Consider the following 23,939-nt stretch of genomic DNA (forward strand, 5'->3'; position numbering starts at 1 on the left):
TCTTAGCTTTTAATTGGAATTATTGTTCTATTTAAAAGCTAAAAAATCATTTATTTATGAAAGGTACTTTGCTCTTTTTATTTTCTTTTCTTATGCTAACCAGTGCTCTTGTTTTTTCGACCGGCTGTTCTCGACAGCCTGCATTGTCAAATCCATCCGGAAAATATACAGGTTGCTGGAATGAAGAAAATGGTACCCTGACTTGTATGACCTTATATCTCAGTGAAGATGGGAAAGCCAAAGGGGAGCGTCGTTCTAAAACCTCAACGAACCCCCAAGAAAGAGACGTATGGGAAGCAGAATACAAAGTACAAGATGGAAAAATTCTAATTGGATCAAACAACAAGATTTACACAATTTTACTGATTCACGGGAACGAACTGATGGATCCTAATCACAAAGTTTTTGGTAAGCCAATTGTTCTGAAAAAAATTCAATGAAGAAAAACAGATTTTGAACAACTTTCCTTTAAGGAAAAGATTTTAAATAATAAGAATTTTCTTCCTTTGCCTTTATGACTCAAATAAACGAAAAATTACATCAAATAGCCCCAACTATCCTTGTTATCTTTGGAGGAGCAGGCGATTTAAGCTGGAGGAAGCTCTTCCCTGCGCTTTTTAGTTTGTACTGTTCTGGTTGGCTGCCAGAGAATTTCGCTATCGTGGCTGCAGATAAAAAATCGATGAGCCTTGAAGAATACCGGGAACATATACGAAATGGAATTGAAACATTTGCTCCACGATATGACAGTTCATTGTGGTCTTGTTTTTCTGAAAAAATCGAATCCTATCTTGTTGCGGATCTATCGGAAGAAGCCTTTTATGAATCCTTAAAACATACCTTGCAACAGATTGCGACAAAATGGGATAGCCCACCAAATTGGATCTTTTATTTAGCGATTTCTCCCACTTTGATTAAAACAGTCGTAACTCATATAGGTATTGCTCAGCTATCTGAAGCTCCTAGGGAATCGAGAATTGTTGTTGAAAAGCCTTATGGGCATGACTTAGAATCTGCTAACGAGCTTGATCAATGCCTTGGAAAGGTTTTCAAAGAGTCTCAAATTTTTCGGATCGATCACTATTTAGGGAAAGAAACCGTTCAAAACATTCTTGCTCTGAGATTTTCTAATGCCTGGTGGGAACCCATTTGGGATAGTCGTTACATCGATCATGTACAGATAACTGTGGCTGAAGAAGTTGGCGTAGAGCAGCGCGGAGAGTATTACGAACATGCTGGAGCTCTACGGGATATGGTCCAGAACCACATGCTACAGCTTCTGTGCCTCATTGCCATGGAACCCCCCGTTTCTTTTGATTCCGATGAAATTAGAAATAAAAAGGTAGACGTCCTCCATGCTGTCAGGAAAATCAGTGTGGATGAAGTCCATCAAGTCGCGGTACGTGGCCAATATGGCAGGGGGTGGATAAGAGGGAAAGAGGTGGTTGCTTATAGAGAAGAACCGGGAGTCAAACCGGACTCTTCGACGGAAACTTTTGCTGCCATTAAACTGTTTGTAGACAACTGGCGTTGGCAAAATGTCCCTTTTTATTTAAGAACAGGAAAGAGACTAGCTAAAAGGGTAACACAGATTGTGGTAACCTTAAAACCTATTCCTCATCAAGCATTTCCACCGCGAGCGCTAGATCAGTGGCTTCCCAACCGAATGATCCTTAACATCCAACCTGAGGAGAGTATCTCCTTGGTATTCCATGCCAAGATTCCCGGACCCGTCATCCGGTTAAGTCCAGTCAATCTGCAATTTAAATATCAAGAGGCTTTTAAAAAAGGCTCTCCTGAAGCCTACGAAACTCTTTTGCGCGATGTTATCATTGGTGATGGCACTCTTTTCATGCGCTCCGATCAGGCGCAAGCCGCCTGGTCAATCGTTGATCCTATCCTGGAATTCTGGCAGAGTACCCCTCCAATAGATTTTCCAAATTATCCTGCCGGAAGCTGGGGGCCAGAAGCCGCACAAGTCCTTATTGCCAAAGACGGGAAAAGTTGGTATGAAGGAGGCTTCTAATTTTTAATCAGCTGTATTGTAAAAAGAATCCAGCATTGATCAAATATTTCGATTCGGTTGCTAAATCTGCTGAGGTCAAAGGATGGTTTTGGAGCCATCCTTTGGGAAAGGTAAGGGAAATTAAGTTGGCGTTAACTGTAATTGTTATTTCAGGCAACTCTTGACTATTCCTTACCCTATTCAAAAGCACTGAAAGCCTTAAGAGCACTCCAAGTTTTCTCATAGCTTCTCGGTCTTCTTGCCTCAATAACTGAAGCTCGGAGAGTGGAAACTTTCTCCTATGGCTACGGACAAGAAAAGCAAGGCATTGCTGGTCTCTGAGAGAAAACCCAGGCATGTCAAGATGATTTAAAAGATATTGTCCATGCTTATGATATTGGCTGTAGGATATAAACAAGCCAATTTCATGAAGTAGAGAGGCCCAAATAATCATTCGCTTATGGAAATCCTCCTCTATTTTCCAATCCTTTTTCACTTTTTCATAAAAAGAAACAGAAAGAGCACGAACTCTTTCGGCTTGCGCTTCGTCTATTTGGAAACGGCTTATCAGATCTCGAACCGTTTTCTCTCTTATATCCTTCTGACAAAGCCTGCCAAGCAAATCATAAATCACTCCTTCTCTTAAAGCTCCAGATGAAACTTCCATGGTTTCAATGCCCAAAGATTCAAAGATGGCTGAAAGAATCGCAAAGCCACCAGCTAATACTTGTTTTCTGTCAAAATCGATGCCTTTGATTGAAAGTTTATCAATCTGGCCTATAGACAGAAGATGCTTTCTCAATTTTTTCAAAGAAGAAGCGGTAATGCCGCTGTTAGACCATCCTTCCGCAATGACCCCTTGTTGAATGGCTAGGATTGTTCCACTAGATCCAATAACTCGTTGCCAACCATATTTTTTAAAGGATCCCACTATTGGTTCTAATTCTTGCAAGGCTGATATTTCGGCATTCCTCAGTCTAGAGGCTGATACAATCCCATCGGGAAAAAAAGTTTTGGAAAAACTAACACAACCCATATAAAGACTTTCTACTCGCTGTGGAATAAAACTTTCTCCAAGAATCAGTTCTGTGCTTCCTCCCCCAATATCTACAACCAACCTTTTTTGGCCATCGTCTTCCATGGAATGAGCGACTCCAAGATAGATAAGACGGGCCTCCTCGTGTCCTGAGATGATTTCAATCTGATGCCCCAAGGCAGCTTCGGCAAGTTTTAGAAACTGCTCACTATTTTTAGCAATACGTAGGGTATTAGTGCCAACGGCTCGTACTCGATGCGCAGGAATTGCTTTTATTCTTTCGCCAAATTTATTCAGAGAGTTAATAGCCTTCGTGATAGCTTCTGGAGTCAAAAACCTATTCTCATCTAAGCCAGCCGCTAGAGCAACAGGATCCCTAATTTTATCGATGGGCCGTATTGTTTCATTTTCCACCTGAACCACTAAGAGATGAAAACTGTGCGATCCAATATCAACAGAAGCGGCAAGATCCATAATCTATAAGAAGCAAAGATTCTTAAGGGAGTTTTACAAAGGCACTGTTTTTTCGAATCCAAAGCTATACTATGAGCCTATCTGGCTACAAATGCCACTCTCTATTCCTTTACTGCTTTGTAACATGCTCTATCCTCTAGCGGGAGTATATAGCATATTTTCAATTTTCATTCCATAAGTCGCAAATTGAACCATCTGGAACTTTTACCGCTACTTCCAAACTCCTTTTCAACGGCTAAGAAAAAGAGTCTCTAGAATGGCTTGAAATCCCAAACATTTATCCATGAACATGAACAGTGTTTTTGCTGATCACGGAAAAAATGAGGAATATAAATAAAAGCCCTATCAAAAACATAACGATAAAAAAATAGATATCCCCAGACGATATAGTCTTTTTTCGGCGGTCTTCAGGGTTTTTCGATGTCATAATGAAAGGTTATGACATCTTATGTTAAAAAAAAAGCTTTTTTTACATATAACTTTTCTTACTGATGACCGAAAAGATTAAGAACACGAATAATAGGCCGATCAGAAACATAATGATAAAAAAATAAACATTTTCTGCTGCAATCGACCTTTTTTTCTTCTGGGGATCTTTTTGTGATTCTCCGCCTTCTTTATTCATGGAATTTCGAAAAACTTTAGCTTTTTCTTTTATTTCCCAATGTGAAATGAAAAAGAAGAGAAATAAAGCTTAGTTTTCACAGATCCCCACTTTTTTAGCTATACTGGAATCTTTGCTCTCCCTCCATAGTTTTATCCAATGTTCTGATGGGATTTCTTCGGCTCTTTTTTCCAAAGGAATTCCTAAAACTTTACTCAGTTTTTTTCTTCGTTGAGAAAAACCTTTCCTGACAAAGGCATAAAACGAAGTTCTGTCAGTAGCTAACAAACTTGCTGCTGGTTCCTTGGGTTCAAATAAAACGACTGCTGATAAGACGTTGGGCATGGGATAAAACAATTCCTTCGGGAGAGTTCTCAATCGCTTGATATTAAAAAGAGATTGCATGAGCACAGAGAGAGCACCAAACTGCTTTGTTTTTGGGCTAGCCAAAAGGCGTAAGGCTACGTCATGCTGCAGAGTAAAGACCATCCTAGGAAATAGCTCAGGGAGAAGCGAAAGTTTGACTAATAAGAGGGATGCAATGTTATAGGGAAGGTTTCCTACAAGAATGGTATCTTTTTTTGCATGAGGAAAAGGAAAATCGAGGACATTGCCTTGAATAAGCTGAAATTTTGGATTAGAGCCAAATCTTTCTTGCAGGACTTTACAAAAGCCTCTGTCTATTTCTATTGCTTTCAAGGAGATATTTTCATTTAAAAAAAACTCCGTTAAAGCCCCTAATCCAGGGCCTATCTCGTAGACTTCTAAAGGCAACGGCAAGCCCTGCAGGCTTTCTCTTACGATCAACTTTGCCATGTTTTGATCGATAAGAAAGTTCTGGCTCAGTTTTTTGAGAGGAGCAAGATGATAGGTAGATAACAAACTTTTAATCTGAAATAATGTCACAGATCCTAATCAAATATGCAAAAGAACTGAATTGTTTAAAATATAAAATAAATTTATTTGAAAATTTAGTGGTTAGTCTATATAACCAAAAAAATTTTTTAGATTGTTTGTCTCTTTATTTTTCATCATCATAACCGGTAAAAACCATGACATACACTAACAATCGTCTCCATACCCATATTCTTGGATATCCAAGGATTGGATCGAATAGGCAATTAAAATTTGCTTTAGAAGCGTATTGGAAAGGGCAAAGCTCACTGCATGACCTCATTCAGACAGCTAAAACCATTAAACAGGAGGGATGGGAAAAGCAACGCAAAGCCCAAATATCTATTGTCTCATCCAACGATTTTAGTTTTTATGACCATGTTTTAGATGCTATCTGCCTCATAGGAGCAGTACCGAGTCGGTTTAAAAGGGATAATGGTCCTATTTCTCTTGATCTCCTTTTTACGATGGCAAGAGGCATGGAAAAAGCAAGCCTAACAGAAGAAAACACACCCATTCCTCACCCCATGGAGATGACCAAATGGTTTGATACCAATTATCATTATATCGTTCCTGAATTTGAAAAAGATCAACATTTTTCACTAGGTTCCTCCAAACCCTTCGAGGAGTTTAAAGAAGCAAAATATCTTGGCTATCTTTCTAAACCGATTCTTTTGGGCCCTATTTCCCTCCTTTTTTTAGGTAAAAAAAAGGATCCATCGATAAAAAATGCTGAGCTTTTCGAAAAAATTCTTCCTATCTACGAAGAAATTCTCAAGGAATTCTATAGCCTTGGCGCTGATTGGATAGAGTTCGATGAACCAATTTTGACCCTTGATATTCCCACAGAATGGCAGAAAGCCTTTTATGATGTTTACCCTAGGCTGAAACAGAAAGTGCCTGCGCTAAAAATTCTTTTGGCTACCTATTTTGGTCCTTTGAAAGAAAATAGAGAAATAGTCGTTTCCATTCCCATCGACGGCCTTCATTACGATTGGACTCGAGGAGGACAGGAACTCTACGGTTTGCTACAGAACTGGGATAAAAACAAAGTTTTTTCCCTAGGCATCGTCGACGGAAGAAACATTTGGAAAAACGATTTTGCCAACTCCTTGAAAGTTATCCATAGCGCTCTTGACTATATTCCAAGTGAATCACTCTGGCTTGCCCCTTCCTGTTCGCTGCATTTTGTGCCGGTAAGTCTACAAGCTGAAAAGAAATTAAACGAAGAGCTTAGAGCCTGTCTTGCATTTGCCGATGAAAAATTGGAAGAGCTCAACATTCTTTCCAGGCTGGCCCTAATGGAAAATTATCAGAATGATGAACAGTTCAAGGAAAACCAAAAAGCGCTTGAGAAAAGAAAAACCAGTAGCCTAATTCATGATCCCACCGTTCATGAAAGATTAGCAGCTCTAAAAGAAACCGATCTTTCCAGAAAGAGTCCTTATAGAGTTAGAAAAGAACTTCAGCAAAAAAAGCTGGGCCTACCTCTATTTCCAACCACCACCATCGGCTCTTTCCCACAAACTGCAGAGATCAGAAAAATCCGTTCAAGATACCGGCTTGGGTCTATTTCTCAAGAGGCCTATGAAACTTTTATAGAAGAAGAGATAAAACGGGTGGTAGAGTTACAAGAGGAAATCGGATTAGACGTTTTAGTGCATGGGGAATTTGAAAGAACGGACATGGTTGAATATTTCGGTGAAAAACTCAATGGGTTTCTTATCACTGAAAACGGTTGGGTTCAAAGCTATGGGTCTCGCTGTGTGAAGCCTCCAATCATTTTTGGGGATGTATCCAGAAAAGAGGCTATGACAATCCGATGGTCTAAGTTTGCCCAATCCCTTACAAAAAAACCCATGAAAGGCATGCTTACTGGACCCATTACCATTTTACAATGGAGTTTTGTCAGAGACGATCAACCAAGAAAAATAACAGCCAAGCAGATTGCCTTAGCCATACGAGAAGAAGTTAAGGAACTAGAAAAAAATGGGATTGGAGTCATTCAGATTGATGAACCTGCTTTAAGAGAAGCTTTACCGTTGCGCAAAATCGACTGGGAAGACTATCTACAGTGGGCTATTGAGAGTTTCCGCATTGCTTCTTGTTGTGTGGAAGACTCTACCCAAATCCATACCCATATGTGTTATTCTGAATTTGGCGATATCCTTGAATCCATAGCCAAACTGGATGCTGATGTGATTTCTCTGGAAGCTTCCCGATCCGGATATGAATTAATCAACTCTTTTGCAAAGTTCAGGTATCCAAATGATATTGGCCTTGGTGTATGGGATATCCATTCCCCAAGGATTCCAACGACTGAAGAGATGCTAGCTACCTTGCGAAAAGCCCTATCTGTTTTACCCAAAGAATCATTATGGGTGAATCCGGATTGTGGGCTTAAAACACGAAGTTATCAAGAAGTGATCCCATCTTTAAAAAACATGGTGGAAGCGGCACGAATTTTAAGAGATGAAGTGACTTCGACAGCTTCTGCAAAGCCAACTATGGCAGAATCTCCATAAGGGGGGGAGCTCCAATCTATCAATCGAACATCATGATAAGATAAGAAAAAAAGAGAAGCAGGTGTACTGCTCCCTGTAGGATATTGGTTTTCCCTCCAGAAAAGGTAATCTGGCAAAGGAGCAGAGTCAAAACAAGCAGTGTAGCTTCGACCTGACCAAGTCCTAGGATAAGCGAAGAGCTTTTTGACAGACTGAAAGCTAGGATCAGGGGCAATGTCAAACCAATGGTAGCACAGACCGATCCTAAAAGGATATTGACCGATCGTTGAAGCCCGTTATAAATTGCCGCTTCAATCGCAGTAAGCGATTCAGGAAGTAATACCAGCAGAGCGATTAAAAAGCCGCCTACGACTTTGGGAGCTTTCATCTTCTCAATGGCATACTCAATTGGAAAAGCTAATTTTTCTGCAAAAAAAACAACGAAAAGCAAAGAAACCACAAGCATCAAGACGTGATACAAGGGAAAGGCAGCTTTCTGATCATTCTTTTCCCTAGGAATAGGATTGGTTTCCATTTCATCCAAAAAAAAATATTTTCTATGCCTTACAGTCTGGACAACTAGAAAGAGCAAATAGAGAAAGAGACAAGCAAAAATATAGAAAAGAGTTTGAAATTTAGAAAAGGTTGGGCCCTGTGTCGAACGAGTGAAATTAGGAAGGATCAAAATAAGAACGGCTAGTGGTACAATCACACTAATAAAAGCTCTTGCGCCTTCTAAATTAATTTTTTGTTCCTTATGATAGATACCTCCAACAAGCAAAACGGTGCCAATCATGCCACCAAGAATAATCATTATGACCGAATAAATGGTATCTCGAGCAAAGGTTAAATTTTCCCCAGAAGACATGATATCCCAAATAGAGGAAAACTCTATAGCAGTGGCAGCAAATGTTAAGATTAAGGAACCATAAGGTTCTCCATAATGCTTGGCTAGCTTTTCAGCATGTTTAACGGAAACAAAAGAATTTGTCAAGACGAGGCTAAAAAACCAAAAAAAACCAATTAAAAATTCCTGAAAATTGCTTATTGTAGTTAGTCTTTCTCTAACAAAAAAAAGCAATACAAAGAGAGAAATGATTGAAAATACAAAAGACTTATTAGCAAAAAGCAACGCACTTTTCTTCTCCCATACACTTTTTTTTATAGGCAGCATTCCTCACATCCTTCTTATTGTTTTTCTAACTGTTTTCTAATATTGTTAGAAAGTAGATACCTTTAGAAAATTTCTATAGGCAGAACAAACTAAAAACTAAAACTAAATTTTTCAATACATTCTGCTTCCAACATTTTTTATGTTGTAAAGACAAAGGAGTGAGTTCAATGATCCCCCAGCAATACCTTTTTCCCGATCTTCCCGAGGAACTAAAAGGCTTAGAAGATATTGCCTCCGATATGCTATGGCATACGGTTTCGGGCTCCAGAAGACTTTGGCGTAAAGTCAATCCACAACTCTGGGAAGCCACCTCCAATCCTTGGTTCATTCTTGAAAGCCTATCTAAAGAAAGAATGAAGGAGCTTTCTCAAGATGAAGAATTTCTCTCTCTTTTTCACTGCCAGTTAGAAGAAAGAAAACGTTATTTTGAGGAAAAAACATGGTTTGAATCAAATTTCCCTTACTTCAAAGGCAACATCGCCTATTTTAGCATGGAATTTGGATTGGGAGAAGAGTTGCCTATTTATTCTGGGGGCTTAGGGATTTTGGCTGGTGACTACTTAAAGACGGCAAGTGATCTGGGTCTTCCTGTTGTTGGCATTGGACTGCTCTATCAACAAGGGTATTTTCGCCAACTGATTGATTCTAACGGAGAACAAATCGAATTTTATCCATACAATGATCCGGCTCTCCTCCCTGTGTTTCCATTGAGAAACGAGTCGGGCGAGTGGATTGCTGTCCAAGTCCAACTTCCTGGAAGAATGGTTACCCTGCGATCTTGGTGGGCAAAAGTTGGAAGAGTGTTCCTCTATCTTCTAGATAGCAATGATCCGGCAAATATCCCTTCAGATAGAACCATTACGGGACCTTGTATGGAGGCGATAATGAGATGCGGATTTTGCAAGAGATCGTCCTTGGAATGGGTGGATGGAAACTCCTTACGCAGCTAGGCATAGACTGTAACATTTGCCATCTCAATGAGGGTCATGCTGCCTTTGCCATTTTTGAAAGAGCCAAAGACTGTATGAAAAAAATGCCATCTTCTTCTTTCTGGACGGCTCTTTGGGCAACACGCTGTGGCAATCTTTTCACAACCCACACGCCTGTGGAAGCAGGCTTCGATCGGTTTAGCCCTGAGCTATTTAAAAAATACTTTTCCGATTTTGCGCAGGAGGTACAGGTTCCTATTGAAGAGCTTTTAGCTTTAGGACAACAATACAGAAGTCAAGAGGAGCCTTTTAATATGGCCTATCTGGCCATCAGAGGTTCTGCTGCTACCAATGGAGTCAGCAAACTCCATGGAAAAGTGAGCCAAAGAATTTTTCAGGGATTATTTCCTCGGTGGCCAACATGGCAGATACCCGTTGGATCGGTTACCAATGGAGTTCATGTGCCCACCTGGCATTCGACAGAAACGGATGAGTTATGGAGCAGCATATGCGGCAAATTCCCTTGGAGACAACCGACAGAAACTCTTGGCGAAAAATTTCGATCTGCCAATGACTGTACCTTGCTAGAATGGAGGAAAAAAAATCGGCTCAAGCTCATCCTCTCCTTGCGGAAAAGATCCCGGTGTCATTGTGCCATGCTAGGAAAACACGAGCATACAATGTCCCAATGCGTCTGTTTGTTCGACCCCAATGTACTCACGATCGGTTTTGCAAGACGCTTTGCATCCTATAAAAGACCTACTCTACTTCTTCATGATAAGGAAAGACTGATAAAAATTCTTACGCATCCGCAAAGGCCAGTGCAATTGGTGGTAGCTGGCAAAGCCCACCCGCAAGATCGTATCGGTAAAGCGATGGTTAAGGAGTGGACTGATTTTGTTGCCAGAAAAGAGCTTCATAATCGGGTGGTTTTCGTTGAAGATTATGACATGAGACTGGCCCTGGATCTGGTCCAGGGAATTGATCTTTGGATAAACAATCCAAGAAGACCTTGGGAAGCAAGCGGAACAAGTGGAATGAAAGTCCTGGCCAACGGCGGACTAAATCTATCCGAATTGGATGGGTGGTGGGCTGAAGCATACGCCCCAGAATTAGGATGGGCTATTGGAGATGGCCAAGAGCATGATAACGATCCAGCCTGGGATGCCTTTGAAGCTAACCAACTTTATTCTATTTTAGAAAATGAAGTAATCCCTGCATTTTATGAAAGAGACGAACGTGGAATTCCTAAAAAATGGGTCAATATGATGCGAGAAAGTATCTCGCGGCTTACCCCTTATTTTTCCACCAACAGGATGGTAAGAGAATATACAACCGACTATTATATTCCCCTTTGTCATGCAGCTGAAAAAAGAAAAGCAAAAGAGTGGAGTCTTAGCCGAGAATTGGAGGCTTGGAAAAGAACAATAGCTACCCATTGGCATGCCATCCATTTCGGTAACTTTAGTTTTGTTCAAACCGAAGGCCAGATTCAATTTACCGTCCAAGTTTATCTTGATGAAATCCCTCCGGATTGGGTAGCCGTCGAGTTATATGCGGATGAAAAAGACAATGCCCCAGCGTTTTGTAATATGATGGAGAGAGCGGAGCCTTTGGTGGGTGCTTTAAATGGATTTAACTATAAACTTGTAGTGGTTACAGACAGAAATCCAGGGGATTTTACTCCAAGAATTAGACCCTACCATCCCAATGCTTTTCTGCCTACTGAAGCCACAGAAATACTATGGTATAGGTAGTTTAAAAATTTTTTTAAATGAAACAACAGGGAAAAAAAAAGAGAGTTAGCCTTATTCTTCTTTCCCTCCTAATTTTTTTTGCGATTTTGGTTTTTGGAGCTTTTGGCTTCATCTGGTGGGTTAATGCAATCGTTAAAAGCAAAGCTTTCGCTGATTATGCCTCAAAGATTGTCGAAAAATATACCGCTATCACGGGCAGTTTTGAGCCTTTTATGTTTTATGGATTCGGATTAGAAACAAGCTCCTATAAAGGAAAAGGAAATAAAGAATCACCCATTGCCTCCATTGCCATTGCGCCATTGACTGTTCAATTAAGATCTATAGGAATTTTTGGGCGTCCCTGGATTATTCGTTCCATAGAACTTGGCGATCTCTCTGTTGTTTTACAAAATCCTGAACTTCCTCCCGAAAGGAAAACTGAAAAACTGCCAACTGCTGCCGCTCTAAAAAATAATAAAGAAAAAACTGTGTCGATTGAAAAGATTTCTATCAAAAATCTCAGTCTTAGCTGGCCTGCAACAATGGGAGGAGGTGGACAAGTCAGTGGCATGGAACTCAATGTCTTGCCAAAAGAAGAAAATTGGGATATCAATGCCCATCGAGGTGTTCTTTTGTTAAATTCTCTCCCAGAACTGTCTCTCGAAAATATCAAAGGGCTCCTGACTAAGACTTCTTTTGAAGTTTCTGAGACAACCTTACATCTTAAGTCAGATCCCAAAGTCACTGTCCTTATTCAAGGAACAATGGCCCTGGTACCGCCTCAAAAAACTCATTTGAACCTCTCTTTACATCAGATCCCACTCGATTCCATTTTAATTGGGTCTTTACGTAATGAACTCAAAGGGTATTTACGTGGCAATATCGGACTAAACGCGGAAAGCGATATTGCAAAAACGTATCATGGAGAGGGAGAGATGTTTATTGATCAAGGACGTCTTGTCCATTTGACGTTTCTAACTAATATAGATTCTTTTTTAAATCTCCACCGTCTTGAAGATATTCCACTTACAGTAGCTCACTTTTTAATCACTCTAGAACCAAACACCATCAAGCTCCATCACATTGATTGGCAATCAGAAGACACAATGATGCTTACTGGATGGGTGACTCTTGTTAAAAAGAACGTTACTGGGACTCTTATGTTAGGTCTTCGTTCGGACTGGATACAAAAACTTCCAGGATTAGGTGCACAGTTATTCAATGCCGCCGCAGATGGGTTTTTTTGGACTGAAATCCATCTTTCTGGAACCATTGACGATATCCATGAAGACTTTTCTCCACGCCTGAATCAGGCCGTTCAGGGGATAATTAAAAAAGGAATCGAAAGAGAGATTCAAAGACAGGTTCCAGAAAGGATTTTCAGAAACATCATTCCGAATTTTCCTTAGGAGCTGGTAGTGTTTTTCTAGCTACCAATGCAAGTTTAATCCACCACCAAACTGGCTTTCCATCTTCCCAACCAACTTTTAAAACTTTTTTTACTTTTTCCGAGGCTTCTTGCACCAGCTTGTAAATGGCTTGTTGGTTCTCGACAGATGTTCCTCCAGAGCGGAAATACCACTCAATATCATCTTGTTTAAAAGGAATAAAGAGGGATTTAACAGGTTCTAAACCAGCCTCCCGACAATATTCTTTCCATTCGCTTTCAAATCTATACCCCACATGACTGAAATCCCTCAGTTTTTCGACGCGGTCTAACCACTCATAAGCTTCCCATTCTCCATTAGGAACTGTTCCATCGATCAAAACAAAGAGTCCATCTTTCTTAAGGACTCTAGCAGATTCACGCACAAAAGCTTTCTGATCACCGAAATGATGCGCTGCATACCGGCAGCATACTAGATCAAAAGATTCATTGGGATAGGGCAGCTTTTCTGCACTGTGGAGTACAAATTTGATATCATAGTTTTTTTCGATCGCAGTTTTTTTGGCTCCTTCAAGCATATTTTCAGTTATGTCACACGCCGTAACATCAAGACCATGTTCAGCAAGGAAAAAAGCCGTATAGCCATTGCCAGTCGCTATATCCAATGCTTTCATCCCTTTTTCAAGCTTTATATCCTCAAAAGTCTTTTCTAGATCCTCCGTATTTTTCAGGATATGACCCTTTTGATAGTAAAAAGCACACGAGGAAAAATGGGATTGGGAACGCTTCTGAATTTCAGTAATATTGTTTTCAATTTTGCTCATTATAAACAATAGAACAAAACTAATAGCGGGCGTCAACATCCACAACAACTATGGCAATAATGATCCGATCATGGATACGGACAGGGGTGAGATTGGGCGGCTTTTTCGAACGTAAAGAATCAACCGTTTTAGTGGTGGTATAGATTTTAATCCATTTAGAGTCAATAGCTGTTTTCTTTTCTAGTCTTCTAAAGTTATGGTCGTATGAAAATATGAAATCCTTATTTCCCTCTGCTATCCTATAGTCAAATGCCTATTAGCTACTCCAATCATGTAGATCGCATGCTTCCTCTCGGATCGCCAGCTCGTTGAGTTTTGAAAAGAACCGTCCTTCTCTGTCAATACGGTAGAAGAAGTTTATAATCCATGAGATGCTCTCCATCCGCTACTCTACTCAACTCCCGAGCTGGATATTATCGATACCATTGAGAAGCGACTCCATCCCAACACCCATAGTTTTGAACCCACTTTCCCTTCGGCCCATCCTGCTCATTCTCCAAAAGGCGCGTCTTATCCCAAATTTCCAGGATGGAATCCAGAGGAAAAACTTACCAAGCTATTCACATCCATATTGGTTTACCTACATCACGTATTAGAGTTGCAGACCCGTCAGCATCTTCAGCTCCCAATAGCTTTGCATCCTTCAGCCAAAGACAAGATGTTTTCCCAGATACCAAGCCTATGCCTGAATGTCATCGAAAGCCAGATCCAAGTGGTTCGCCCTGTATGGCTTCAGGAAGCAATCCGCGCCTTTTGGAGAAGAACCAAAGAGAGAATGAATAATGGATTCAAGGACTTCGTCATTTCCGCCGATCATAGAGATCGAGTATTGTTAATGCTTCCCCCATTCGTTAATACGAGCAGGAATCTGCTCCTTTTGTATTTTACAGGATAACCTTCAAGGTCTTCGTAGAAATTACAACTGATGTGAAGATGCCTGCTCCGTTTGCCCTTTCCCTTGTCAGTTTTCCTTCGTCGAGCTGAAGAGTTAATTTTGCTGCATCAAGCAAATAGGAAAAGCAAACTCAGATTCCACACACCTGTATCTCTTTCTCAAGACAAACGGCTGATTTCTCCTACCAGAAAGAATGACAATTGAAGTTTTTATTGTGTGGGCTTGGCGGGATTTGAACCCGCACGGTGTTACCCACTAGATCCTAAGTCTAGCGCGTCTGCCAGTTCCGCCACAAGCCCAACGGTTTTTCCTCTAAAAAAAACAATAAAAAAGAAACGAATTCAAAAAACTCTTATTTTTACCCCCAAGCTAGCATGTAATGGATTTATCTAAAATAAAATATTCAGACTGACCCCTTCTCAATTATATTACCAATTGCCATATTGGCCGAAAAGATATTTTTCGATGAGCCAGAGCCAAGAAAATACAAAAAATAATCTCCTCGGAAGGCTTTTTGTCGTTGGCACCCCAATAGGTAATCTTGAAGACATAACCTATAAAGCGGTGAAAACATTGAAAGAAGTGGATATTATCGCAGCCGAAGATACTCGAAAGGCTCTCATTTTGATCCAAAAATGGGAAATCAAAAAACCTCTCTTTACCTATAATAAAATAAACGAAGAAAAAAAAGCTTCTAGCCTCCTCAAAATCCTTCTCAAAGGGAAAAAAGTGGCGCTTATTTCTGAAGCAGGCATGCCCTGTATTTCTGATCCAGGAGAAAGGCTCATTCATAAATGCATCGAAAAGAATATACCTTTTGAAGTCATTCCCGGTCCCTCGGCTGTCTTGCAGGCTCTCCTTCTTTCTGGATTTAAAACCACTCCCTTTTATTTTGGCGGTTTTTTACCGATCAAAACCAAAGCAAGACAAGCTGAATGGCTCCAATCAGCAGAAAGACCCTACACCTCTGTATATTTTGAATCTCCTTACAGACTTATTGCCTCATTAGAAGATGCTCAACTAACAATTCCAGACTGCATGCTTTGCATCGTCAAAGAAATGACAAAAAAATTCGAGGAAGTCTTCAGAGGAAAACCAAAAGATCTGTTGTTCCAATTACAATCTGTAAAAATAAAAGGAGAATTTAGTATCGTCGTCGATGGTTTTGGGTATGCGAAAGAAAAACAGCAAAAAAGATCGACAGATCCTTCTTCTGATATAACATAAGAAATATATCGACAATGTTCTTTTATGGTCAAGCCTAGATATTTTAAGTCCTCATTTTTTTTCTTGCTCTTTTGTTTTTTCTCCCTTCAGTTAATGGGAGAAGAAACTTCTAAAAAAGATCGAGAAATCTTCATTCCCGATAAAGGCATCAAAATTATCAAAGTGCTTGAGATTCTCAACGACAAAAAACTAAAAGCAGGGGGACTTCAATCTCTTATCTATGAAAGAGCCTATTGGAACTGGGGAGCAATTGTCCCATCGGATTTTCGAGCGCGTGCTGGCCAAATTTATATTTTCGCATGGAAAAAGAGTGGCAAACCAGAAGCCCTCACTGCAAGATTCGAATACAGACAGCTGAAGACAAAAGAGGAGGTATGGTCTCAATCGATCTATTATCCACATGCCCATGGAGCTATTGATTCGATTTTCAAGGTTATTGGTGATGCCTATTTTACAAATGGAACGGTTTTTGCCTGGAGGTTTTCTGTATTAAAAAATAACGTGATTATTGCTCAAACTAAATCCTTTATTTGGTAAAAGTGGGAAGAGAGTTTATATAGGATTCACTGAACACATACATTTTGGAATCAGAAGGAAATGATTGGAAAGAAATTTCCTCGAAAAGTGCACCGTTAAAAGGCAATGAAAGATGAGTTTTGGCTGTTCGCACAGCTTTTTTTAGCCGCCAAACAAAATCCTCGAGTCATTCAAGAAGCTATCTCGCTTTTCGACATTGTGCACAAAGGCGGATTGATCATGTGGCCAATCCTCTTTTGCAGCGTTTTGGGCTTAGGGGTTTTTTTGGAAAGGCTGTTTATGTACCGGCAGTGTGAGCTGCCCATCGAAGAATCGATAGCAGGAATTAAAAATTTAATTCACAAAGGAAATTTCGATGAGGCCCTCCTTCGGGCCTCCTCTTTTTATGGACCGATAGGTCGAGTGATTCGACAGATTCTCCTCTTTCACTATCTGCCTTTATCAGAATTAAGAGAAGCAGCCAAAGATGCTGCCCAACTTGAAATTCCAAAACTTGAAGCGCATCTTCCGATTCTTTCAACTATTGCTTCCATCAGCCCTCTACTAGGTCTTTTAGGGACCGTCAATGGAATGATCGAGGCCTTTTTGGCAATGAATAGAGCGTCTGGAACTGTTTCTGTCACCGATTTAGCCTCTGGTATATGGATGGCTTTAGTCAGCACGGCTGCTGGAATATCCGTTGCGATACCCACACAGATCGCCTATAATTTTTTAATTACAAGACTCTCTGGTATTCTAGGAGATATAGAACGGGTATCGACCGAATTAATTCATGCCTTGATAGAATACCGTTGGCAAAATAACCAGGGTTTTGAAGAAGACAACGCAACCAATGAAATTGCGCCCAAGACTGAACCTTATGACCGGCACAATTAATCCGGTGCCATTGGTCACTGTGATACTTCTGCTCCTTTTTTCTTCTTGCTTGGTTCTTCCTTTGTAACTTTACCTGGCATTATTGTTGAACTGCCTAAAAGTCCCTTTGGAATCAGTGTTCCATTAAGCAATCTGATCGTATCGGTTTTTCTCGAACCTGAAAAAAAGGACACATCTACTGGCTTTTCTGCCAAAAGAGAGGTGCTTTTCTACGTCAACGATCAAGAATTGAATTTTGAGGAACTAAAAAAAATGATTCCAGAATTTGCCTCTCAGCATCCCAACCAAATGGTTATTATTAAAGCGGACAAAGAAGTGCCTCAGGCCTATATCATCGAATTAACAAATCTTTTTTTAGCTCAGAATCTATCTGTCTTACTGGCAACTCAACCCGATGCAGAACATTAATTTATCAGAAACCAACAAAATTGATCGGCCTTTTTATCTCCAAACCTCCTCTATCTTTTTTGGATTACTTTTTCAATCCTCTTCCATTTTTTCTTTCTTCTATTTTGTAAGGTAACCTATGTGGCCCCACTCCAAGAACCTTTACCTAAAAGCCGCGTATATATTTTTTCTCCCCAAAATCCGACACTCGATCCTTTTCTAACCAATAGGATCAAATTCCTTTTAAAATATAGAGATCCAATCGCTCTCATCCATCCAAATGCCAATGAAAAAAGAAACCATAGCAGAATCCAACCCCATCTATTGCTTGCCAAAACCAATTTTCCTCCACCTACTCCAATTCCGACTGATAAAGAAGTTGATTTTCTAAAAATAAAGACTGTGTCTTTGGACCAATGTGCCAAAAGTTTTCCTTTATCGAAAGAAAGACCGTCTTTTGGAAAAGTCCTACCGGTAATGCCCAAGAAATCCATTGCTTTTTTTGATGATGTCTTAAAAAAAAGACTGCTTTCTTCTTGGGAACTACCTAAAATCTCCACCAATCTTTTATCCGAAGCAAGAATAACGAAACTGGTAATTTCTGTAGAACCAGATGGCATCGTCCATAATGCCCTTCTAGAAGAAAGTTGTGGCAACGAACAGGCCGATCTACTGGCACTATCAGAAGTACGCAGGCTCCATTTTGCTCCAGATCCTCTTACGAAAAGAACAATTTGGGGAAAGATAAAAATTTTTTGGAGCTACAGTGACAATGCTCAGAGCCGCAATGAGGCAGTCCCATGATGCGAATCACTTTATCTGAAGCTTTTTTTTTCTATGCAACTCTTTCACTTGCTTTTCTATTCATTTTATGGCTTTTTTTTTATTCCAAGAGGCGTCGCTTGGAAAAGCGGCGCATTTTTATTTGTCGGTTCTGCCAAGAAAAAGTAGAACTCGAACCTGGACAAATAACATTACGGTGTCCAAGATGCAATGCTATTCAAAATGTTGAAATGAAAGTTTAATTAATAGTGGAGGTAATAAAATGGGCATGTGGATAGGAAGGAATCGAAAAGCAAGAGTCTGTTATGGATTTGACGAAATTTCGTTAGTCCCAGGAGAAGTCACTATTAATCCTGAGGAAGTCGATACCAGCTTTGAAATTACCCATCATCCTTCAGGCAAAACCATCAAATTAAAAATCCCAATTTTAGCTAGTGCCATGGATGGGGTGACCGACCCTCGGTTTTGTATTGAAATGAGCCGACTCGGTGGGATTGGAGTCATCAATCTTGAAGGGATTCAAACGCGCTATGAAAACCCTCAAGAAGTCATTAATGACATTATAAAATGCGACCAGAATAAGGTAACCGAACTCCTTCAAAAAATTTATTCTGCTCCTGTCAAAGAAAAACTCATTGTTGCAAGAATCGAAGAGCTTAAAAAAGGCAATGCTATTGCGGCGGTTTCCTCTATTCCTCAAACTGCCGAAACCTATGGATACATTGCGCAAGAAGCTGGAGCCGATCTCTATATTGTTCAATCTACTGTAAGCACAGTCAGGCATATTTCTACCCGATATAAAACCCTGGATTTAAAGCAATTTTGCCAAAATATGCGTATTCCTGTGCTTGTAGGCAACGCCGTGACTTATAATGTAGTCCTCCAGTTGATGGAATGCGGAGTCAGTGGGGTATTAATTGGTGTTGGCCCAGGAGCTGCATGCACCTCAAGGGGAGTGCTTGGTATTGGGGTGCCACAAGTCACCGCCACAGTCGATGCTGCTGCAGCTAGAGATACCTATTATAAAAAAACAGGCCGCTATGTTCCAATCATTACCGATGGGGGGATGCGAAGAGGCGGAGATCTTTGCAAAGCCATTGCCTGCGGATCTGATGCTGTCATGATTGGGTCTGCTTTTGCCCGAGCCGAAGAAGCTCCTGGAAAAGGATGTCATTGGGGAATGGCCACTCCGCATGCGAACCTGCCACGAGGCACATTGATTCGCATGGGAATATCTGGACCGCTTTCCCAAATCCTTTATGGTCCAGCTACAGTGGATGATGGTTCTCAAAATCTGGTTGGAGCCCTCGCAACATCCATGGGAAATGTGGGTGCTGCAACAATAAAACAATTTCAAGAAGCCGAAATTATCATTGCTCCAAGTATTCAGTCCGAAGGGAAGCTTTTTCAAATGATTCAATCGGTGGGCATGGGGAGATAAAGATGCCTTTTGTTGTAGGAATCTTATTTAGAATAATAAAAGAAGGCCGAAAGATCTTCTCCAAAGCAACGCCAAGGAAAAGGAAAAATAGCATCCTGAAAAGAAGCACACAGGACTTCTTATTCTTGTGTGAATCCAGGAAAGGAAGAAGGCTAGTCTTTTGAGTCATGAAAAACCCCAAGCTTTTGCCTGAAAAAGGATCCATAGCGATCATCGATTTTGGGTCCCAATATACGCAGCTTATTGCGCGGCGAATCAGGGATCTTGGCGTCTTCTCAACTATCCTTTCTTGGGAAAGTTCTTTTCAAGAGTTATGTGAACTTTCTCCAGCAGGCATTATCCTTTCAGGTGGACCCTCAAGTATTCTTGAAGAATCGGCTCCTACTTTTGATCATCGTATCTTCGAACTAGGGGTTCCTATCCTTGGCATCTGTTATGGCTATCAATGGATAGCCGCTCATTTTGGAGGAAAGGTTGAAAAAGGAGAACAAGGAGAATACGGTCGTACTTCCCTTTCGATTATTAATCCAACAAGGCTTTTTGAAGGACTCCCCTCTCATTTGACCGTTTGGAATAGCCATGGTGATAGAGTCAGTGTATTGCCTGAAGATTTTGAAGTTATTGCTTTTACGGCTGATGAACCGCATGCAGCAATCTTTAATCTTAAAAAGAACATCTATTGTCTTCAATTCCATCCGGAAGTCACTCATACGGAGCATGGAGAAAAAATATTAGCTAATTTTCTATTTGAAATCTGTCATGCCAAGGCTAACTGGAATCTTGGCTCTTTTATTGAAGAAAGTGTTGAGGAGATTAAACGGAAAGTGGGTAAAGAAAGAGTCATTTTAGGCATTAGTGGTGGAGTAGATTCTTCGGTAACTGCAGCCCTTATTCATAAAGCCATTGGGGAAAGACTCTATCCGATTTTTGTGGATACAGGCCTTTTACGAAAAAACGAAGCCCAAATCATTTCAGAGCTCATGCGTCGGAACCTTGGAATCAAAATACATTGCTTTGATGCATCAAAGGAATTTTTGACCAAATTAAGAAACGTTGCCGATCCAGAAAAAAAAGGAAGATCATTGGCAATTTGTTTATTCGTGTTTTCGAACGCGCTGCACAAAGTGTCGGAGAAGCCAAATTTCTTGCGCAAGGAACCTTATATCCGGATATCATCGAAAGTGCGCATTCTGGTCGAAAAGGGGCTTGCCTAATAAAAAGCCATCATAATGTTGGAGGCTTACCTAAAAGACTTCCTTTTAAGCTCATAGAACCTCTACGATTTCTTTTCAAGGATGAAGTCAGAAAGGTTGGCACGCTCCTTGGTTTATCTCACGAGCTGCTCTATCGGCATCCTTTTCCAGGACCAGGACTAGCGGTTCGTTGTTTAGCTCCAATTCGAGAAGAAAATCTACGGATTCTTAGAGATGCGGATGCGATTGTCATCGAAGAAATAAAAAAGGCTGGCTACTATGAGAAAGTATGGCAGGCTTTTGCAGTGCTTTTGCCTGTCCGCTCTGTAGGAGTCATGGGGGATAGACGAACCTATGACTTTACTATCGCACTGAGAGTGGTAGAAAGCATTGACGGCATGACTGCCGATTGGGCCAAGTTGCCTCCAGAACTTTTATCCAGAATAGCTAATAAAATTATAAATGAAGTTGAAGGAGTCAATCGCGTCGTCTACGATATTTCTTCAAAGCCGCCTGCAACCATAGAATGGGAATGATTGATTTTAAAATTCTACGTTTTTCCGATCCCGATTGGAATCAAAAGAAAAAAGCTCTCTCTCGTACTTATCTTCCTTCGAAAGAAATTGAAGAAAAAGTAAAGAGGGTTCTAGAAGAGGTTCTGCGCCTAGGGGATAAAGCGGTCAGTCAATATACTGAACAGTTCGACAAACAGTCTATCGATCCACAATCTTTTAGAGTTACAAAGAAGCCCTCTGTCCCACCAAAACCCGTTATGGATGCCTTACACTGGGCAAAGAAAAACATAACTTTGTTTGCAAAGGCTTCTAAAACCAAAAGTTGGTCTATAAGAAACATGGAAGGGGCTCGAGTCGGAGAAATTTACAGTCCTTTCCAAAGAATAGGTGTCTATGTGCCAGGAGGGACCGCCCCACTTGTTTCCACGGCGTTGATGACTGTATGCATCGCTAAAGCAGCCGGTGTTAAAGAAATTGCCGTTGTGTCCCCTCCCCCTATCAATCCGATTCTTCATTTTGCTATTGAATATTCTGGTGCAACGGAACTCTATCAGATTGGAGGCATCCAAGCCATAGGTGCTTTAGCTTTTGGCACCGAAAGCATTAGAAAAGTCGAAAAAATATTTGGGCCTGGAAATGCCTATGTTGTGGAAGCAAAAAGACAAGTAGTAGGAACTGTAGCCATCGATCTATTACCTGGTCCAAGCGAAATTGCCGTGCTGGCTTCTAGCGGTTCTAATCCAGAGTTTATTGCTGCTGATCTTCTTGCTCAAGCCGAACACGGTCCTTCCAGTAAAATTTTATTCGTTACTCCTGATGATGCATTATTGCAATCTGTGATAGAAGCAATCAACCAACAGCTTACTTCCTTGCAAAGAAAACATATTCTAATGGAAGTACTCTCTCATCATGCCTACTTTGTTCAAGTTGCTTCTCTGAATGAAGGAATTGAGCTCATAGAAGATTTCGCTCCTGAACATCTGAGCTTACAAATCCCTTCTCCTAAAAAATTTCTTTCTAGATTAAAAAATTGTGGGGCAATCTATCTTGGCCCGTATTCTGCAGTTGCTGCAGGCGACTTTTTAGCTGGGCCAAGCCATACACTTCCCACAGGGGGTGGGGCAAAATCCTTTAGTGGGCTTACCTTATCACAGTTCTACAAAAGAACTAGCGTTGTCGAATATTCGAAAAAGGCTCTATTAAAAGTGGCTCCTTATTTAGAATCTTTCGCCAACATCGAATCTCTTGATGCTCATGGGGCATCGATTAAAATAAGAAGAGGGAAAAAATAACTCTTTTTTTTTTGCAGCTTCCCCCCCTTTTTTTCTTGAACAATTTTCTTTACCTCCTTCAAAGAAATCCTTCTTGATATTGTTGCGAATTGCCTCAATCTTTATTATTTTACTATGAAGTGAAAATAAATTCTTTAATCTCTTCTCCCAGTGAGTGGCTGCATTCTGGAGAGGGCAACAACAAGATTGTTGTTTCAAGCAGGGTCCGCATTGCAAGAAATCTCAATCGGTTTCCATTCCCTGGATGGGCAAGGAAGAACGAACGGATAAGAATATTATCGATCACACTTCCTGAAGTCTCCTCCCTTGGGGAAATGAAGCCCTTGGCGATTGTAGATTCCATGGACCGGTTTTCTCCATTGGAAAAGCAGGTGCTTGTAGAGGAGCATCTTATCAGCAGAGAACACGCAGCCAAAAATGTTGGGAGTGGGTTGGCTGTCAATTCCTCTCGTTCGGTTTCTATAATGATCAACGAAGAAGATCATTTACGGATACAGACATTCAAATCTGGCTTGCAACTTAAAGCGGCCTGGAAACTTGCTGAAAAAATAGATGATGAACTCGATGAAAAACTTGAATTTGCCTTTTCTACAAAATTAGGCTATTTAACCGCCTGTCCTACCAATGTGGGAACTGGTTTAAGGGTCTCTGCCATGATGCACCTTCCGGCCCTCGTTTTGAGCGAACAGATAAGCCAAATAGTAAAAGCGGTTAATAGAATTGGATTAGCCGTTCGCGGTTTATTTGGAGAAGGAACGGAAGCATTGGGCAATTTATTCCAGATTTCCAATCAGATGACCCTTGGGGAGAGTGAAGAGGAAATTTTAGAGAGGTTGCATAAAGTAATTACCCAGATTATTCAGCATGAAGAAAATGCTCGGCAAAAACTGTTACAAGAAAAGCCTAAATTTATATTGGATCAGGTAAGTAGAGCATTTGGAATTTTACAAAATTCGTATATAATTACTTCTAAGGAAACATTAAATTTGTTATCAGTCGTTCGTTTAGGGATTGATTTAGGGATGTTTCCAGAAAATTATAGAATGATTATTGATGAGTGTTTGATAAAAATTCAGCCAGCTCATTTACAAATGGCTTATGAGAGGAAACTTTCTTCGGAGGAAAGAGATCAGTTACGAGCTGATTTCTTAAGGGAAAAGTTTAAAAATTTTCCTTCTCCAGATACAAGGCATTTGCAGTTTCCTTATCATCATTAAAGTAGGAGG

General features: G+C 40.5%; 17 protein-coding genes, 1 tRNA gene and 2 pseudogenes. 15 read left to right on the forward strand and 5 right to left on the reverse strand.

What is annotated here, in order from left to right; all coding sequences use genetic code 11:
• Positions 1–56 precede the first annotated feature (56 nt).
• Entirely contained in the window at positions 57–440 is a 384-nt protein-coding gene (locus kam1_RS08730; RefSeq protein WP_039720918.1) for a hypothetical protein, read from the forward strand.
• A gap of 74 nt (positions 441–514) precedes the next feature.
• On the forward strand, positions 515–2,026 hold the full coding sequence (gene zwf / locus kam1_RS08735; RefSeq protein ID WP_052250421.1) for a glucose-6-phosphate dehydrogenase: 1,512 nt from the start codon (positions 515–517) through the stop codon (positions 2,024–2,026).
• Positions 2,027–2,033: 7 nt separating this feature from the next.
• Here the strand turns inward: zwf and ppx are convergent, their stop codons facing one another.
• Together ppx and rsmA are read right to left on the reverse strand one after the other, a co-directional pair.
• Positions 2,034–3,515 (reverse strand): exopolyphosphatase, encoded by a 1,482-nt coding sequence (gene ppx / locus kam1_RS08740; protein ID WP_039720917.1) that lies wholly within the window; start codon positions 3,513–3,515, stop codon positions 2,034–2,036.
• A gap of 694 nt (positions 3,516–4,209) precedes the next feature.
• On the reverse strand, positions 4,210–5,025 hold the full coding sequence (gene rsmA, locus kam1_RS08745) for a 16S rRNA (adenine(1518)-N(6)/adenine(1519)-N(6))-dimethyltransferase RsmA (RefSeq protein WP_039720916.1): 816 nt from the start codon (positions 5,023–5,025) through the stop codon (positions 4,210–4,212).
• A 146-nt stretch (positions 5,026–5,171) separates the two neighbouring features.
• Between rsmA and metE the strand changes: the two genes are divergently transcribed.
• Complete coding sequence (metE, locus tag kam1_RS08750) at positions 5,172–7,538, forward strand: 5-methyltetrahydropteroyltriglutamate--homocysteine S-methyltransferase (RefSeq protein ID WP_143958392.1); 2,367 nt, start codon at positions 5,172–5,174, stop codon at positions 7,536–7,538.
• Between the two features lie 19 nt (positions 7,539–7,557).
• Here the strand turns inward: metE and kam1_RS08755 are convergent, their stop codons facing one another.
• Positions 7,558–8,691: a calcium:proton antiporter gene (locus kam1_RS08755; protein WP_143958393.1), complete on the reverse strand. Its 1,134-nt coding sequence runs from the start codon at positions 8,689–8,691 to the stop codon at positions 7,558–7,560.
• A gap of 167 nt (positions 8,692–8,858) precedes the next feature.
• Here kam1_RS08755 and glgP point away from each other — a divergent pair.
• Both glgP and kam1_RS08765 read left to right on the forward strand, forming a co-directional pair.
• Positions 8,859–11,377: pseudogene (gene glgP, locus kam1_RS08760) on the forward strand (alpha-glucan family phosphorylase).
• Positions 11,378–11,394: 17 nt separating this feature from the next.
• A complete protein-coding gene (locus tag kam1_RS08765) occupies positions 11,395–12,765 on the forward strand; it encodes a hypothetical protein (protein WP_143958394.1) in 1,371 nt (456 codons plus the stop codon).
• Here kam1_RS08765 and kam1_RS08770 read toward each other — a convergent pair.
• Positions 12,746–13,606, reverse strand: coding sequence for a class I SAM-dependent methyltransferase (locus kam1_RS08770; RefSeq protein WP_244946046.1), 861 nt, complete (start codon positions 13,604–13,606; stop codon positions 12,746–12,748). The two genes, kam1_RS08765 and kam1_RS08770, sit on opposite strands and share 20 nt — an antisense overlap.
• 619 nt (positions 13,607–14,225) lie before the next feature.
• On the opposite strand from kam1_RS08770, the gene kam1_RS08775 reads away from it, so the two are divergent.
• Positions 14,226–14,462 (forward strand): hypothetical protein, encoded by a 237-nt coding sequence (locus kam1_RS08775; RefSeq protein ID WP_143958395.1) that lies wholly within the window; start codon positions 14,226–14,228, stop codon positions 14,460–14,462.
• Positions 14,463–14,679: 217 nt separating this feature from the next.
• On the opposite strand, the gene kam1_RS08780 is transcribed toward kam1_RS08775, so the two are convergent.
• Positions 14,680–14,761: transfer RNA gene (locus kam1_RS08780), tRNA-Leu, on the reverse strand.
• Between the two features lie 166 nt (positions 14,762–14,927).
• On the opposite strand from kam1_RS08780, the gene rsmI reads away from it, so the two are divergent.
• The 9 genes and pseudogenes from rsmI (at position 14,928) to kam1_RS08825 (ending at position 23,930) form a co-directional block, all read left to right on the forward strand.
• A complete protein-coding gene (rsmI, locus tag kam1_RS08785) occupies positions 14,928–15,689 on the forward strand; it encodes a 16S rRNA (cytidine(1402)-2'-O)-methyltransferase (protein ID WP_039720911.1) in 762 nt (253 codons plus the stop codon).
• A 93-nt stretch (positions 15,690–15,782) separates the two neighbouring features.
• Entirely contained in the window at positions 15,783–16,226 is a 444-nt protein-coding gene (locus kam1_RS08790) for a hypothetical protein (protein WP_039721064.1), read from the forward strand.
• Positions 16,227–16,331: 105 nt separating this feature from the next.
• A complete protein-coding gene (locus tag kam1_RS08795; protein ID WP_052250418.1) occupies positions 16,332–17,102 on the forward strand; it encodes a MotA/TolQ/ExbB proton channel family protein in 771 nt (256 codons plus the stop codon).
• 45 nt (positions 17,103–17,147) lie between these two features.
• Entirely contained in the window at positions 17,148–17,510 is a 363-nt protein-coding gene (locus tag kam1_RS08800) for an ExbD/TolR family protein (RefSeq protein WP_244946047.1), read from the forward strand.
• A 120-nt stretch (positions 17,511–17,630) separates the two neighbouring features.
• Positions 17,631–18,293, forward strand: a complete 663-nt coding sequence (locus kam1_RS08805; RefSeq protein ID WP_235276840.1) for a hypothetical protein — start codon at positions 17,631–17,633, stop codon at positions 18,291–18,293.
• Positions 18,294–18,534: 241 nt separating this feature from the next.
• Positions 18,535–19,713 carry a GuaB3 family IMP dehydrogenase-related protein gene (locus tag kam1_RS08810; RefSeq protein WP_039720908.1) on the forward strand — a complete coding sequence of 393 codons (1,179 nt, stop codon included), beginning with the start codon at positions 18,535–18,537 and terminating at the stop codon, positions 19,711–19,713.
• A 167-nt stretch (positions 19,714–19,880) separates the two neighbouring features.
• A pseudogene (gene guaA, locus kam1_RS08815) lies at positions 19,881–21,442 on the forward strand (glutamine-hydrolyzing GMP synthase).
• Positions 21,439–22,713 (forward strand): histidinol dehydrogenase, encoded by a 1,275-nt coding sequence (gene hisD, locus kam1_RS08820; protein WP_235276830.1) that lies wholly within the window; start codon positions 21,439–21,441, stop codon positions 22,711–22,713. The pseudogene guaA and the gene hisD overlap by 4 nt, the downstream one beginning before the upstream one ends.
• Before the next feature lie 119 nt (positions 22,714–22,832).
• Complete coding sequence (locus kam1_RS08825; protein ID WP_009058281.1) at positions 22,833–23,930, forward strand: protein arginine kinase; 1,098 nt, start codon at positions 22,833–22,835, stop codon at positions 23,928–23,930.
• Positions 23,931–23,939: the final 9 nt, after the last annotated feature.

The organism is Methylacidiphilum kamchatkense Kam1, from assembly GCF_007475525.1.
Lineage (GTDB): Bacteria > Verrucomicrobiota > Verrucomicrobiia > Methylacidiphilales > Methylacidiphilaceae > Methylacidiphilum > Methylacidiphilum kamchatkense.